Annotated in this window: 12 protein-coding genes; 5 read left to right on the top strand and 7 right to left on the bottom strand. The window is 62.4% G+C overall.

Translation table 11 applies throughout. The annotated features are described in order from the left end of the window. Window positions 1-9: 9 nt before the first annotated feature. Both sdhD and sdhA read left to right on the top strand, forming a co-directional pair. Entirely contained in the window at window positions 10-396 is a 387-nt protein-coding gene (gene sdhD, locus GRI97_RS08775) for a succinate dehydrogenase, hydrophobic membrane anchor protein (RefSeq protein WP_161390657.1), read from the top strand. Then, window positions 396-2,204, top strand: a complete 1,809-nt coding sequence (gene sdhA / locus GRI97_RS08780; protein WP_161390658.1) for a succinate dehydrogenase flavoprotein subunit — start codon at window positions 396-398, stop codon at window positions 2,202-2,204. The genes sdhD and sdhA overlap by 1 nt, the downstream gene beginning before the upstream one ends. An 84-nt stretch (window positions 2,205-2,288) precedes the next feature. Here sdhA and GRI97_RS08785 read toward each other — a convergent pair whose 3' ends face one another. From GRI97_RS08785 to GRI97_RS08810, 6 genes are all read right to left on the bottom strand, one after another. Beyond that, on the bottom strand, window positions 2,289-2,444 hold the full coding sequence (locus GRI97_RS08785) for a DUF2256 domain-containing protein (RefSeq protein WP_161390659.1): 156 nt from the start codon (window positions 2,442-2,444) through the stop codon (window positions 2,289-2,291). Between the two features lie 33 nt (window positions 2,445-2,477). Continuing rightward, window positions 2,478-4,013 carry a cryptochrome/photolyase family protein gene (locus GRI97_RS08790; RefSeq protein ID WP_161390660.1) on the bottom strand — a complete coding sequence of 512 codons (1,536 nt, stop codon included), beginning with the start codon at window positions 4,011-4,013 and terminating at the stop codon, window positions 2,478-2,480. A gap of 6 nt (window positions 4,014-4,019) precedes the next feature. Then, complete coding sequence (locus GRI97_RS08795) at window positions 4,020-5,384, bottom strand: cryptochrome/photolyase family protein (RefSeq protein WP_161390661.1); 1,365 nt, start codon at window positions 5,382-5,384, stop codon at window positions 4,020-4,022. 40 nt (window positions 5,385-5,424) lie between these two features. Continuing rightward, window positions 5,425-8,538 (bottom strand): sensor domain-containing protein, encoded by a 3,114-nt coding sequence (locus GRI97_RS08800; RefSeq protein ID WP_161390662.1) that lies wholly within the window; start codon window positions 8,536-8,538, stop codon window positions 5,425-5,427. A gap of 198 nt (window positions 8,539-8,736) precedes the next feature. After that, window positions 8,737-9,372 carry a peptidylprolyl isomerase gene (locus GRI97_RS08805; RefSeq protein WP_161390663.1) on the bottom strand — a complete coding sequence of 212 codons (636 nt, stop codon included), beginning with the start codon at window positions 9,370-9,372 and terminating at the stop codon, window positions 8,737-8,739. 77 nt (window positions 9,373-9,449) lie between these two features. Beyond that, window positions 9,450-10,625 carry an alpha-hydroxy acid oxidase gene (locus GRI97_RS08810; RefSeq protein ID WP_161390664.1) on the bottom strand — a complete coding sequence of 392 codons (1,176 nt, stop codon included), beginning with the start codon at window positions 10,623-10,625 and terminating at the stop codon, window positions 9,450-9,452. Between the two features lie 133 nt (window positions 10,626-10,758). On the opposite strand from GRI97_RS08810, the gene GRI97_RS08815 reads away from it, so the two are divergent. Together GRI97_RS08815 and GRI97_RS08820 are read left to right on the top strand one after the other, a co-directional pair. Next, the gene (locus GRI97_RS08815; protein ID WP_161390665.1) at window positions 10,759-11,148 is read left to right on the top strand and encodes a BlaI/MecI/CopY family transcriptional regulator; all 390 of its coding nucleotides are present in this window, start codon (window positions 10,759-10,761) and stop codon (window positions 11,146-11,148) included. Beyond that, entirely contained in the window at window positions 11,145-12,569 is a 1,425-nt protein-coding gene (locus GRI97_RS08820; RefSeq protein ID WP_161390666.1) for a M56 family metallopeptidase, read from the top strand. The genes GRI97_RS08815 and GRI97_RS08820 overlap by 4 nt, the downstream gene beginning before the upstream one ends. Before the next feature lie 10 nt (window positions 12,570-12,579). Here GRI97_RS08820 and ypfJ read toward each other — a convergent pair whose 3' ends face one another. After that, window positions 12,580-13,458: a KPN_02809 family neutral zinc metallopeptidase gene (gene ypfJ / locus GRI97_RS08825; protein ID WP_161390892.1), complete on the bottom strand. Its 879-nt coding sequence runs from the start codon at window positions 13,456-13,458 to the stop codon at window positions 12,580-12,582. A gap of 116 nt (window positions 13,459-13,574) precedes the next feature. Here ypfJ and GRI97_RS08830 point away from each other — a divergent pair, with 116 nt between their 5' ends. Continuing rightward, window positions 13,575-14,333 (top strand): 3-hydroxybutyrate dehydrogenase, encoded by a 759-nt coding sequence (locus tag GRI97_RS08830; RefSeq protein ID WP_161390667.1) that lies wholly within the window; start codon window positions 13,575-13,577, stop codon window positions 14,331-14,333. The last annotated feature ends 73 nt before the right edge of the window (window positions 14,334-14,406 follow it).

Raw genomic sequence — 14,406 nt, forward strand, 5'->3', positions numbered from 1 at the left:
GGGCGCAACGTGGGTAACGGAACTTCACTGGGCCGCGTACGCGGTCTTGGCTCGGCTCATTCGGGCGCGCATCACTGGCTGCTGCAGCGTTTCACGGCGGTCGGCAATCTGCTGCTGGTTGGCTATTTCATCGTTTCGCTGGTGCTGCTGCCCGATCTTGCGCATGGCACCGTCATCGAATGGCTGCGGCACCCGGTTTCGGCCTCGGCCATGGCCTTGCTGGTCATTTCCACTTTCTGGCACGCACGGCTGGGCCTGCAGGTGCTGATCGAGGATTACCTGCCTGACGCGGGCAACCGTTTTGCGGCCCTGGCCGTGCTGAACTTCGCTGCCTTCGGTGGCGGCGCATTCGGTGTCATCAGCATTGCGCGCATTGCATTGGGGGGGGCAGCCTGATGTCCGGCGCATCGTACAAGATCATCGATCACATCTATGACGTCGTGGTTGTCGGCGCCGGCGGTTCGGGCCTGCGCGCCACCATGGGCGCGGCCGAAGCCGGGCTGAAGACGGCCTGCATCACCAAGGTGTTCCCGACCCGCAGCCACACCGTGGCGGCGCAGGGCGGCATCGCTGCCAGCCTGGGCAACAATTCGCCCGATCACTGGCAGTGGCACATGTTCGACACCGTCAAGGGGTCGGACTGGCTGGGTGACCAGGACGCGATCGAATACATGGTCCGGGAAGCACCCAATGCGGTGTATGAGCTGGAACATGCCGGCGTGCCCTTCAGCCGCAATGCCGATGGCACGATCTATCAGCGTCCGTTCGGCGGCCACATGCAGAACATGGGCGAAGGCCCGCCGGTGCAGCGCACCTGCGCCGCTGCCGACCGTACCGGCCATGCCATGCTTCACGCGCTCTATCAGCAAAGCCTGAAGTATGATGCGGACTTCTTCATCGAATATTTCGCCATCGATCTGATCATGCAGGGCGATCGCTGCGTCGGCGTGATTGCGATCTGCATGGACGATGGTTCCATTCACCGCTTCCGCTCGCAGGCCGTGGTGCTGGCGACGGGCGGCTATGGCCGGTCCTATTTCACCGCCACCAGCGCCCACACCTGCACCGGCGACGGTGGCGGCATGGTGCTGCGCGCGGGCCTGCCGCTGCAGGATATGGAATTCGTGCAGTTCCACCCCACCGGCATCTATGGCGCCGGCGTGCTCATCACCGAAGGTGCTCGCGGTGAAGGCGGCTATCTGACCAATTCGGAAGGGGAGCGTTTCATGGAGCGCTATGCCCCGTCCGCGAAGGATCTCGCCAGCCGCGACGTCGTCTCGCGTTCGATGGCGCTGGAAATTCGTGAAGGGCGTGGGGTCGGTCCGAACAAGGATCACATCTATCTGCATCTGGATCACATCGATCCGGCGATCCTGGCAGAACGTCTTCCGGGCATCACCGAAAGCGGCAAGATCTTTGCCGGCGTCGATCTGACCCGTCAGCCGCTCCCCGTGGTGCCGACCGTGCATTACAACATGGGCGGAATCCCGACCAATTATCATGGCGAAGTCATGACCATCGGCGCCAATGGCGATCCGGAAACCGTGGTGCCGGGCCTGTTCGCCGTTGGCGAAGCCGCCTGTGTTTCGGTCCATGGCGCCAACCGCCTGGGTTCCAACTCGCTGATCGACCTCGTGGTTTTCGGCCGCGCGACGGGTCATCGTCTGAAGGAACTGCTCAAGCCCGGTGCGGCGCAGGAAGAACTGGCCAAGGACAGCGCCGATTTCGCGCTGACCCGCCTCGATCACTTCCGCAACGCCAAGGGCGGCACGCCCACGGCAGCCCTGCGCACCGACATGCAACGCTGCATGAGCAAGCACGCCGCCGTGTTCCGCACGGACGAGCTGATGGCCGAAGGCAAGACCGAACTGGCGCAGATCTACAAGCGGATGGAAGACGTCGCCGTGTCCGACCGTTCGCTGATCTGGAATTCCGATCTGATCGAAACGCTCGAACTCGACAATCTGATCAGCCAGGCGACGGTGACGCTGCATGGCGCGCACAACCGCAAGGAAAGCCGCGGCGCCCACGCGCATGAGGATTTCCCCGATCGTGATGATGCGAACTGGATGAAGCACACCGCCAGTTGGTTCAACGGCTGGGGCGGCAAGGGTGGCGAGGTCCGCCTCGATTACCGCCCGGTCCACGAATACACGCTGACCGACGACGCCAGCTACATCAAGCCGAAGAAGCGGGTGTACTGATCCTGCCCGGGTGCCCCTGGCACTCGGCAATGGCAATTCCCGGGGCGCGAGCGGTTTGCCGTTCGCGCCCCTTGCTTTTCCGGATCAGGATTGACCATCGGGCTTGGTGCGCTGGCCGCGGCAACGATCCGAACAGAACTTCACATTGTCCCAATCGCGTTGCCATTTCTTGCGCCAGGCGAAGGGGCGCTCGCATGCGGCGCAGATCTTGGTTGGCAAATGGGGTTTTTTGTGCGCCATCAGGGCTCTATCCCCAATACCTGCTGCCCGGCATCAATAATCATCGCCGCCTAGTTGCTGCAGAAACGCCTCTGCCTGCGCCCGCGTTTCTTCACGCACGGCATCGCTCTGCCGGTCCCAGTTGCGATAAGGCATGGCTAACCGCTGATTGCTTCCCAGCCGTTCGCGGTGGCGGTCGAGAAAATGCCAATAGAGCGCATTGAACGGGCAGGCATCCTCCCCCACGCGCTGCTTCACGTCATAGCGGCAATGCCCGCAGTAGTCGGACATGCGGTTGATATAGCCGCCGGAAGACACATAGGGTTTCGTCCCCAGCAGGCCGCCATCGCCGAACTGGCTCATCCCCAGCGTATTGGGCAGCTCGACCCATTCATAGGCATCGAGATAGACCTCCAGATACCAGCGATGGACCTGCTTGGGGTCCGCCCCGATCAGCAGGGCGAAATTGCCGGTCACCATCAGCCGCTGGATATGATGCGCATGGGCGGTGGCCAGCGTCTGGCCGATCGCCTCGCTCAGGCAATGCATCTCTGTCTTGCCGGTCCAGTACCAGCCGGGCAGGGGGCGTCGATGGTCCAGGAAGTTGCGATCGACATAGCCCGGCCCCTCCCGCCAATAGATGCCGCGCATATATTCGCGCCAGCCGATGATCTGCCGGATGTAGCCTTCGACGGAATTCAGCGGCGCGCGCCCTTCGATATACTCCCGCTCCGCCCGCCGGCACAGCTCGATCGGGTCGATCAGCCCGGAATTGATGTAGGGTGACAGGATCGAATGCCACAGGAACCGCTCCCCGGTCAGCATGGCATCCTCATAGTCGCCGAACTGCGGCAGGGCATGGGCCAGGAAATTGGCCGCCTGGCGCTCTGCATCGGCAGCCGTCACGGCATAGTCGAACCCTGACAGACTGCCGGGATTGCCGGCAAAGCGATCCTCCACCAGCGCGATGACGTCCCGCGTGATTGCGTCGGGCGGGCAGGAGATCGGGCGCGGCATCAGCAGATCGCGCTGCGCCGGCTTGCGGTTCTCCTTGTCGAAATTCCAGCGCCCGCCTTCGGGCTTGCCGTCCGTCATCAGCAGGCCCGTCCGCTGGCGCATCCCGCGATAGAACCACTCCATCGTCAGTTCGGACCGGCCGTCGGCCCATTGTTCGAAATCGGCATGGCTGCACAGGAACCGGCTGTCGGTGCGGATCTCCACCGGAATACCGAACAGCGTTTCCCAGCTCTCGAGCATGGCGGACACCCGCCATTCGCCCGCCTCGGTCACGATGATGCGCTCAGCCGCATGGCGGGCCAAGGCGCGGGCGATTTCGCCGTTGAAGCTGCCGGTGTTCTCGGGATCGTCCAGCCGGATGTAATCCACCTGCCAGCCGGCATTCTTCAGCGCCTCGGCATGGTGGCGCATGGCGGACAGGATATAGACCAGCTTGGCCTTGTGATGGCGGACATAAGTGGTTTCCTCCGCCACCTCCATCATCAGCAGCACGCTGCTGCCCTTGTCGGCCGACGCCAGCGACGACAGATCGAATGACAACTGATCGCCGAGTATGGGGATCAGCGTGGTCATCCCCGCTCAGTCCAGCTTGCGCCCGGCCGCCAGCGCACGTTCGCGGCCCTCGCGATGGCCGATGATCTTGGCCGGATAGTCCTTGGGCAGAGCCTCCGCCGCTTCCGGGTCATGGATGGCGGAATCGGGCAGGTCGGCCAGTTCGGGCACCCAGCGGCGGATGTAATCACCCGCGTCGAATTTCTCCGACTGGGTCAGCGGCGCCATGATTCGGCCGAACATATTCGCATCCACGCCGGTGCCGGCCACCCATTGCCAGTTCACCGAATTGTTGCCGTAATCGGCATCGACCAGGCAATCCCAGAACCATCTCTCACCCGCCCGCCAATCGATCAGCAGATGCTTCACCAGGAAACTGGCGCAGATCATCCGCACGCGATTGTGCATCCAGCCGGTGTGCCACAGCTGGCGCATGCCTGCGTCCACGATCGGATATCCGGTCATGCCCTGCTGCCAGGCGCGCAGGTCACTCTTCGCTGCCGCTCCGCTCCGCCAGCCGAGCTTGTCATATTTCGCGCGTCCATTGCGCCGGGCGTAATCGGGCAGGGCGGTGATAACCCCGGCGGAAAAATCGCGCCAGGCCAGTTCCTTCAGGAATTTGTCGGCATGCGCCCGCCGGTGAACCTGCTGGTACAGCGTCCGGGGAGAGATCTCGCCGAAATGCAGATGCGCCGAAAGCAGCGACGTTCCTTCTTCCCCGGGCAGATCGCGCATTTCGGCATAGTCATGCACATCATCGGCCCATTCCTCCGCCCGGGCCAATGCCTGGGCTTCTCCTGGCGTCCATTCCGCGCTGAACCCTTTGGCCCAGTCCGGCTTGTGCGGCAGCAATGCCCAGCTGGCCAGGCTCTCGCTTTTTGGCCAGCGCTTGGGCGCAGGGATGTTCTCCGGCGCGGGGGCAGGCGCGCCGGGCGGCAAGTGCTGCTGCAGCTTGCGCCAGAACGCCGAATAGACGCGATAGGGTTCGCCGGATCCGTTCTGGATCTGCTCGATCGGCACCAGATGGCTGCCGTCATGCAGGCACAGCACATCTTCAAGCGCCGCCTCTGCCTTGCGCCACCAGGGCTCATAATGGCGGATCGCGTGAATCCGGCGGGCCCCGGTTTCTTCGATCAGCCTGCGCAGAACGGCCTCCGCCGGACCGCTGCGCAGGATCAGGCGACTGCCGCATTTTTCCAGATCGTCGGCAAGGCTGGCCAGGCTGTGATGCAACCACCAACGTTGTGCCCCGCCCATGCGCCAATCGCCCGGCCCGTCATCGTCCAGTACATAAACAGGGATGACCGCACCCTCGCTAGCGGCAGCGAGAAGAGCGGACTGGTCGGCAAGGCGAAGGTCCTGGCGTAGCCAGAGCAGGGTGGGGGTGGGCACGAATGCTTTACGCCGAAACTGGCCAGCGGTTCCCCTTGGCTCAGCCGACGCAGGCTTTGTGCTCTATTGCCTGCTCGACCGCATGGGCGATGTGGTCCGTATCCACCGCACCCAGGCGAATGAAGCTGTGCAGCGCTTCGGCTGCATCCACTTCGAAGGCGCAGGTGTCGGTCAGCGGTAAAGCCGCTTCGATGGTTTCTATCGCCTTGTGCAGCGGGTGGGATTGGCGCTGCAGCAGATTGCGCAACCGCATGTCCACGATCACCCGATCCACACCGGGGGATGCGTTCGCCGCGAGGATGCTTTCCCCCAGGAAACCATCTTGCGCCACGATCGTGACCCCCATCGCGCGCAGCCTGGCCAGATCTGCGCGCAGACTTTCCGGATTGACCCGTGCGGTGCCGCGTTCCAGCCGCAGTTCCAGGCGGTTTCCTTCCAGCCCGCTTTCGCGCAACGCGAATGTCAGCCTTTCGGGCAGATCGCTGACCAGCAATTGTCTGGGATAAATCGGAATGCACAGCGTGACCACGGGAAGTTCCATGGCCAGCCGGCAGGCTGACCGCAGTATCCAGTCGCCCAGCGGAGCGATCAGGCCGCTCTGTTCGGCAACCCGCAGAAACCTGTCGGTGCCGATGCGCCCCAAGGTCGGATGATTCCACCAGGGCTCAATTTCCACCGCAGCCTGCGGTCCGTTAGACAGGCGAACCGTGCAATCCAGCTCGAACTGCCGCGCCTTGATCGCAAAGATCATTTCATGCGCCAGATGACGCTCGGCCTCGGCCGACACATCGGCATCCTCGGTATAGAAGGTGAAGGTGCCACGCTGATTGCCCTTGGACCGATACAGCGCAACATCCGCGAAGCGGAACAGTTCATCCTCGTCCAGCGTGTCCTGCGGGGTCATGGCGATACCAATCGACAGCCCGACCTCCAGCCAGCGGTCCCCATGCGCGATCGGTTGCGAAACCGATGCAATCAACCTTTCTGCCAGAGCGGAAATCTCCGGCAGCGACAGGTTGGAGGCCGCCACCACGAACTCATCCCCACCGATCCGTGCGACAACCTGTCCGACACCGGCTTCAGCCTTCAAACGCGATGCCACTGTCCGCAGCACATGATCACCAACATCATGCCCGAAGGTGTCGTTGATCGGCTTGAAATGATCGAGGTCCAGATAAAGCAGAGCCAACTCGCTGTCCGTTTCGGCCAGCACTTCGCGCATGAAGCTGCGCAGCCCCAGGCGATTGGGCAAACCGGTGGCCGGATCGTGCTGCACCTCTATCTGGGCCCGTGTCAGATCCGCCGCGAGCATCACATCGGCGGTGATATCTGTCGCGATCTTGACGATCTTGAAGGGCTTGCCGTTCAGATCGTAGATCGGGTTGTAGGAAGCCTGAATCCATACATCGGCGCCATCGCGGGCCATGCGACGGAACTTCGCAGACATGAATCGCCCCTGCCTCAACTCGTCCCAGAACCCGGCATATTCTGCGCTGCCGATTGTTTCGGGATGAACGAACATCCGGTGGTGGTTGCCCACCACATCGGCCAATTCATATCCCATCAGAGTCAGGAAATTGTCATTGGCATCAATGATCGTGCCGTCGAGGGCAAAGGAAACCACCGCCTGCGATTTGTGAATGGCGGCAATCTGTCCCTCATAATCGCCCTGCTGCAGCTTCTGCTCGGTGATATCGACTGCGTTCTTCACTACCTTGAACGGGCGACCGTTCAGATCGAGGATCGGATTGTAGGATGCCTGCAGCCAGACCTCGCGGCCGTCTTGGCAGATGCGCTTGAACTCTCCGCTCTTGTATTCACCCGTGGCCAGATCGCGCCAGAATTCGCCATAGGCGGCGCTGTCGCGCTCTTCGGGTGAAACGAACATCGCATGGTGATGCCCGCGCACCTGCGACAGGCGATAGCCGGTCAGGTCGAGGAAATTGTCATTGGCATCGATGACAGTTCCGTCGATACCAAAAGAGACGACGCTCTGCGATTTGTGAATCGCGGCGATCTGCCCCTGATGATCCGCCTGTCGCAGCTTCTCGCGCGTGACGGCCGTGGCATATTTGACGACCTTGAACGGCTGCCCGTCCTGATCCAGCACCGGGCTGTAAATGGCCTGGAACCAGATTTCGCGCTTGTCCCGGCCAATGCGGCGGAATTCGCCACTGCGATGGCGTCCGGCGGCCAGATCGCTCCAGAAAATCTCATATTCCAGGCTGTGGGCGTGCGCCGGATCGACGAACATCCGGTGATGCCGCCCCTCCAGTTCGTCCATCGTGTAGCCCACCGCATCCAGGAAATTGCGATTGGCATCGATGATGGTGCCATCGGGCGCAAAGGTGACAACGCATTGCGACTTGTCGATCGCGGCGATCTGTCCATGGAAATCCGCGGTCTGCTTCTTGTCCGGGGTCACATCGACGGCATATTTGACGATCTTGAAGGGGCGCCCTTCCAGATCGAAGATCGGGTTGTAGGTGGCACGCAGCCACACGGCCCGGCCGTCCTTGCCGAAGCGGCGATATTCGCCGGAAGCATGCGATCCATCGCGCAGCCGGTCCCAGAATGCCTCGTAGGATGGATCGGATGCTTCTGCCCGGTCTACGAACATGCGGTGGTGCTGGCCGACAATCTCGTCCAGCCGATAGCCGGTTGCCGCCAGAAACCGTTCGTTTGCATGCAAAATCGTGCCATTCATCGCGAAATGAATGACTGCCTGCGATGTGTTGATGGCCGCGATCTGCCCGGCATCGTCCACCGCCGACATCATCCGTTCGGTAACGTCGCGGATCAGCACCACCACTTCGCTGACAGCGCCGACATCGTTTGTCACAGGCACACAGGATGCTTCCGCCCAGAACACGGTCCCGTCGCGTCGCATCTGCCGGATTTCGCCACAGAAGCGCTCGCCGGTCTCGAATACCTGGTCGATCGCGTCAGGCTGATGCGGGGGAGGGGAGACCGGTCTGAAGATACTGCGATTGCGACCAACGAGATCCCAATCACCATAACCGAACAGGGTGAGGCACTGATCATTCACACGCAGTATGGTACCATCCCGCGCATAGGCGACCCGTCCCAGGGTTCGCTCTATTGCCTCGACATCGGCAGGCGTGAGAAGGGGCTCGATTGTCTCTTGAAACATTAACCTGTTGTCCGGCTTGCGTAAGGGTACGCTCGCAGACAGAGGTTAAGATCACCTTTAGTCTGGCCCTGAATTCATTGTGATTTCGCAGCCAGGTGAATAGGTTACAGACCTGTTCACCGAACGCCACCATTTCTCGCGGAGCAATCGGCGGAGCACCTTGGTTGGTGATGTAACAGGCTTATGCAGTCGCGCGCATCATTCTCCGTCACCAATGGCGCGCCGCGCAGTTACGATGCGAACCGGTTCGGCCAGCATCTGGCCTTTCATCCAACCTTCGCCCTTTTCGGGATCGACCGGGGCATCGAAGATCGCGCGGACAACATCCATTCCTTCCACCACATGGCCGAAAGCGGCATAGCCAAGCTTCTGATCCTCGTTTGTGGCGTCAGGATCCGCGTCGAGACCTGGCTGCGGCGCCAGCATGATCGAAAAATCGCCCGTTGCCGTGCCAGGGCCAAGCCGCGCCATCGAAATGGCGCCGACCGTATGCTTCACGCCGGTTTCGCTGGTCGCCTCATGGGCAATCGGCGGCAGAATGCGGCGGGGTTCGTTCTGCGTGCCACCCTGGATCAGCCCATTGGGCTGTTCGCCCCAGTCGAGCCGCATGGCGCGATAGAACACCGTGCCGTCCAGCCGCTTTTCATCGACATAGCGCAGGAAATTGCCGGCAGAGATCGGCGCCCGCTCGGTCTCCAGCGCGATCGTGATGTCCCCCAATACGGTCGTCAGCACCACATTGGTCATCTGCTGGGCCCAAGCCGAAACCGGCGACAGGATCAGGGCGGCAGGGGCGGTGATGGCCAGCAAGGGGCGTGCGAATCGCTTCAACATGGTTTGAATGTGCCCGTCTACTGACAGCAGGTGAAGCTGGCTGATTGATCAGACATGATGCATCTTATTGCATTGCCTCACCGCCAGCGCAGATTCTCCCGCTTCAGCTGATCAACAGAAGTCTTGCCCATCAGCTTCATGTCACGGACAATTTCCGCTTCCAGCAGACCCAGTGCGCGTTCCACACCCGGCTGGCCGGCGGCGGCGAGGGCGTAGAGATAGAGCCGCCCGCCGGAAACGGCGGTGGCGCCCAGGCTCAGCGCCTTGAGCACATGGCTGCCGCGCCGCACCCCGCCGTCGAGGATCACCTCCATTTTGTCGCCCACGGCATCTACGATCTCTGCCAGCTGATCGAACGGGGCGCGGCTGCCGTCGAGTTGGCGGCCGCCGTGGTTGGAAATCATGATCGCATCGACGCCGATCTCGGCCGCGCGGCGGGCATCGGCGACCGACATGATGCCCTTCAGGCAGAACTTGCCGCCCCAATCCTGCCGCAACCGGTCCGCCGCGACCCAGTCCATCGACTGGTCCAGCATGGTGCTGAAATAGGATTGGATGGAGGTGGCGACATTGGTGCCGGCGGCAACATGCTTTTCCAGATTGGGCAGGGCAAACCTTTCGCGGAACAAATAATCCAGCGCCCAGCGTGGCTTGGTGGCGTAAGACAGGACATTGGCCGGGGTGAAGCGCGGCGGGCTGGTGAAGCCGGTCCGCAGGCAGCGTTCGCGATTGCCGCCGATGATCGTATCGACGGTCAGCGTCAGCGCGTCGAACTTGGCCGCCTTCGTCATCTCCAGCAGGGCTGCGTTCAGCCCCTTGTCCTCGTGATAATAATACTGGAGCATTTTCGGGCCGGAGAAATTGGCGCCGATCTCATCGATCCCGACCGTGGCCAGGCTCGAAATGCCGAACCAAAGCCCGAATTTCTCGGCCGCAGCGGCGACCGCGCGCTCCCCCTGCCAATGGAACAGGCGCTGCAGTGCCGTGGGGGAGAGCATCAGCGGCAGGCGGGTTTTCTTGCCCAGGACGGTCACCGATGTGTCGATGTGCTCGACCCCGGCCAGCACGTCCGGCACCAGATCGACTTCGTCGAAGGCGCTGGTGTTGCGATCCTTCGTCGCCTCGTCATCGGCCGCCCCGTCGATGTAATGAAACACCGGGAAGGGCAGTTTGCGCCGTGCCAGCTCGCGGAAATCGGCGATCTTGTGACAATCGGACAGGCGGGTGACGCGATGGCGCAAAGATGATGGCATGGCCGCACTATGGCAAAGCGCAAGGAAAACGCCAGAGGGGCGGACAGCCGTGATCAGCCGGTCATGACATTTGTGTTTACAGATGTAGTCGTATTGACTACGCCTGTAATCGAATTGAAGTGGGACCTGCGGCATGAACGATGCAGATGATCTGAAAACCGAACGGATCAGCGACGCTGAATATGCGGTGATGGATGTGCTGTGGGATCAAAGCCCGCTGACCGCCACCGAAGTGTTCGATCAGGTTGGCGACGGGCGCGGCTGGACCATGCCGACGGTCAAGACGCTGCTGTCCCGGCTGGTGGCCAAGGGCGCGCTGGCGACCCGGCCCGATGGCCGCCGGTTCCTCTATTCCCCGCTGCTGAAGCGCGATGCCCATGCCGGCGGGGAAAGCCGCCGGCTGGTCGATCGGCTGTTCGGCGGTCGCGCCGCGCCCCTGCTCGCCCATCTGGCAGAGGCAGAGGCACTGAGCGATGACGATATTTCTGAAATCGAACGGCTGCTGGGGGAGTTGCGCAAATGAGCGTCTGGCTGATCGATACGCTGCTCTACACCGGTCTGCTGATCGGTCTGGTGCTCCTGCTCCGCCGGCCGGTCGCGCGGCTGTTCGGTCCGCAGATGGCCTATGCCCTATGGGCGCTTCCTTTGGTGCGGTTGCTCCTGCCCCCGGTGGTGCTGCCAGCCACTATGGCGGAACGGGCTGAGCCCACTGTCATGCCGACCGAGGTTCCACTTGTCGCTGCTCCGGCAGCGGCTGGTTGGCCGTGGCAGGAAATGCTGGTGTCCCTCTGGCTTGGCGGGGCGCTGGCATTCCTGCTCTGGCGCGTGGTCGAATACCGGCGGATGCGCCGCATCATGCTGCGCGGCGCGCGGCCGATGGGAGATTCGGGGCCGATCCGGCTGGTCGAAACGCCGGCTGTCGGATCGCCAGTGGCCTTCGGTCTGCGCGACAAGGTCGTCGCCCTGCCACCGCGTTTCATGGCGCTGGCAGACCGGACCGCGCGCGACATGGCCATCGCCCATGAACTGGAACATCATCGCGGGCGCGATCTCCTCGTCAATCTGCTGGCCCAGCTCCTGCTGGCGGTACACTGGTTCAACCCGATTGCCTGGCTCGGCTGGCGCGCGATGCGCCGTGATCAGGAAGCGGCCTGCGATGCACGGGTGGTCGCCGGGCGCGATCGGACGGAGCGCGCTCGTTATGCCGAGGTGATTGCCGGTTTCGCCATGGGCCCGCGCGCCCTGCGTCAGGCGCCGCTGGCCTGTCCGATGCTGGGCGAAAAATCGATCATCTATCGGCTGCGCAGCCTGGCCAGGGACGACATATCCTCTCCCCGCCGATGGGCGGGGCGCTGCCTGCTGCTGATTGCAGCGCTGGCTTTGCCGCTGACGGCATCGGTCACCTACGCCGCTGCTCAACTGCCTGCTGTTCCCCAACCCCCAGCCCCGCCAGCCGCGCCTGCCGCTCCGGTTCCTCCTGCCCCACCGGCGCCCCCTGCCGAGCCACCGGTGTTGCACCACGCGGCTGAACCCGCCGTCGCTGCGGAATGGGATCGGGTGGCAGCGCAGGCTGAAGAGGATCATCGCCAGGCTGCCGCCGATGCCGCCGAAGCGCATCCGCGCGCAGGTGGGGCGTACTCAGGCGCAGGTGGGGCGCGCGCAATCGCCACCGCAGAACCCGCCGCGGCGGTGGCCGATCGGTCCGTTGCCTATGCCCGGAGCACGGTCGGCAACCAAGTCGCTGTGGCGATGCAGGGAAGCAGCGGACTGTCCGCCTGCATCACCACCGGCGGCGAAGCAGCTTGCGAACATTACGCAAACACAGTCGCAATCTCGGCCCTGCGCGGGGCACGGGCGGCGATTGCCGGCAATTCAGCCATCCCTGCCGATGTCCGCGCGAATATCCTGCGCGACCTTGATGGCGAGATAGCCAACCAAAGCTGATGGTGCCGGATCAGCCCTGCATGATCCGATCGCATTGCGTGTCATCGCCGCTCTCCAGCCCCAGCTTCAGCGCCTGCATCCGCTGCGCGCTGGTGCCATGGGTGAAGCTTTCAGGGCTCACCTGCTGCCCGGCGTTGCGCATCAGCGTATCGTCACCGATCGCGGCGGCGGCGGCCATCCCTTCTTCGAAATCGCCAGGTTCGATCAGGTTGCGGTTCTTGCCCGCCCAGACCCCGGCATAACAATCGGCCTGCAGTTCCATCAGTACTTGCAACTGGTTGGATCGACGCGGATTTTGCTGTTGCGCGCTGCGGATCTGATTGGCCACGCCGGTGATCTGCTGGATATGGTGACCATATTCATGCGCCATCACATAATAGCGGGCAAAGTCACCGCCGGCGCCCAGATCGCGTTCGAGCTGGGTGTAGAAACTGGTGTCGATATAGATGCCATGGTCGGCCGGGCAGTAGAATGGCCCCATGGATGAAGAGGCTGATCCGCAGCCGGAATTGGTGCCGCGCTGATAGAATACCAGTTCCGGCTGACTGAACTTTACCCCGGCCTGTTCGAACACCGGCTGCCAGGTCTGGTTGAGCGAGGCGAGCGCGTTGCAGGATTCCTGCGCGAAGGCGTTATCGCTGCAAATAGTTTCTGCCGAATCGCCTTGTGGCACAGGCTGGCTCTGGCCAGGCTGGTTCTGCTGCATGCCGTCGATCGTGCCGAGCATCTGGGCGGGATCCGCGTTGAAAAACAGCACGCCGATCAACACGATGGCAATCGTGCCACAGCCGATCTTGCCGCCACCACCACCCGGAAATCCGCCTCCGCTGCCGCCCCCACTGCCTCTGCGGACACGGATATTGCCAGGGTTGAAATTGTTGAGCCGCAATGGAATCTCCCCAGGAATCACATGTTCCGCAATTGGCGCTGTACCCAGCAGCCAGCCTTGTTAACACAGCGCCACATCATCACCATAACCCACCGACAGAACGCAAGGATTTGACCATGTTCCTCACCGGCAAACGCGCGCTTATCACCGGTTCGACCTCCGGCATTGGCCTTGCCATCGCCCGGGGCCTTTACGCCGAGGGGGCCCAGATCGTGCTTAACGGGTTTGGTGATGCCGATGCCATCGCCGCGATCCAAAATGAATTGGGTGGCGCGGCTTGGGTCAACGAAGATCTCACCACGGCTGAAGGCGTGGAAGCGCTGATGGCCGGGGCAGGGGATGTTGATATCCTGATCAACAATGCCGGAATGCAATATGTTTCCCCGATCGAGGATTTTCCGCCCGCCACCTGGGACAAGATCATTGCCCTGAACCTGTCCGCCGCCTTCCACACCTCCCGCCTGGCCGTACCGCATATGAAGACACAGGGCTGGGGGCGGATCATTGCCACTGCCAGCGCTCACTCGCTCGTCGCAAGCCCGTTCAAGAGCGCCTATGTCGCGGCCAAGCACGGTATCGCCGGTCTGACGAAAACGCTTGCCCTCGAACTGGCGCAGCATGGCATCACGGCCAATTGCATCAGCCCAGGCTATGTCTGGACACCGCTGGTCGAAAACCAGATTCCCGACACGATGAAGAGCCGGGGCCTGACGCGGGATGAGGTGATCAACGATGTCCTGCTCGATCAGCAGCCGACCAAGAAATTCGTCCAGTCGGAAGAAATCGCCGCGCTGGCCGTGTTCCTGTGCCGTGACGAGGCGCAGAACATCAATGGTGCCAATTATTCCATCGATGGCGGTTGGACCGCTGAATAGCTCGGGGGTGGGGTGATCAGGCCACAGCATTCCCGGAAAAATGCGCATTAAATCGCGGGCGGCGGCAAAAACC

The sequence above is a fragment of the Croceibacterium xixiisoli genome (genome assembly GCF_009827305.1).
In the GTDB taxonomy this organism is placed as follows: Bacteria; Pseudomonadota; Alphaproteobacteria; order Sphingomonadales; family Sphingomonadaceae; genus Croceibacterium_C; species Croceibacterium_C xixiisoli.

Excerpts from the sequence above, each read along its gene's own strand:
- sdhA (WP_161390658.1), top strand. The coding sequence starts at position 396 with ATGTCCGGCGCATCGTACAAGATCATCGATCACATCTATGACGTCGTG.
- GRI97_RS08785 (WP_161390659.1), bottom strand. The coding sequence starts at position 2,444 with ATGGCGCACAAAAAACCCCATTTGCCAACCAAGATCTGCGCCGCATGC.
- GRI97_RS08790 (WP_161390660.1), bottom strand. The coding sequence starts at position 4,013 with ATGACCACGCTGATCCCCATACTCGGCGATCAGTTGTCATTCGATCTG.
- GRI97_RS08800 (WP_161390662.1), bottom strand. The coding sequence starts at position 8,538 with ATGTTTCAAGAGACAATCGAGCCCCTTCTCACGCCTGCCGATGTCGAG.
- GRI97_RS08805 (WP_161390663.1), bottom strand. The coding sequence starts at position 9,372 with ATGTTGAAGCGATTCGCACGCCCCTTGCTGGCCATCACCGCCCCTGCC.
- GRI97_RS08810 (WP_161390664.1), bottom strand. The coding sequence starts at position 10,625 with ATGCCATCATCTTTGCGCCATCGCGTCACCCGCCTGTCCGATTGTCAC.
- GRI97_RS08815 (WP_161390665.1), top strand. The coding sequence starts at position 10,759 with ATGAACGATGCAGATGATCTGAAAACCGAACGGATCAGCGACGCTGAA.
- GRI97_RS08820 (WP_161390666.1), top strand. The coding sequence starts at position 11,145 with ATGAGCGTCTGGCTGATCGATACGCTGCTCTACACCGGTCTGCTGATC.
- GRI97_RS08830 (WP_161390667.1), top strand. The coding sequence starts at position 13,575 with ATGTTCCTCACCGGCAAACGCGCGCTTATCACCGGTTCGACCTCCGGC.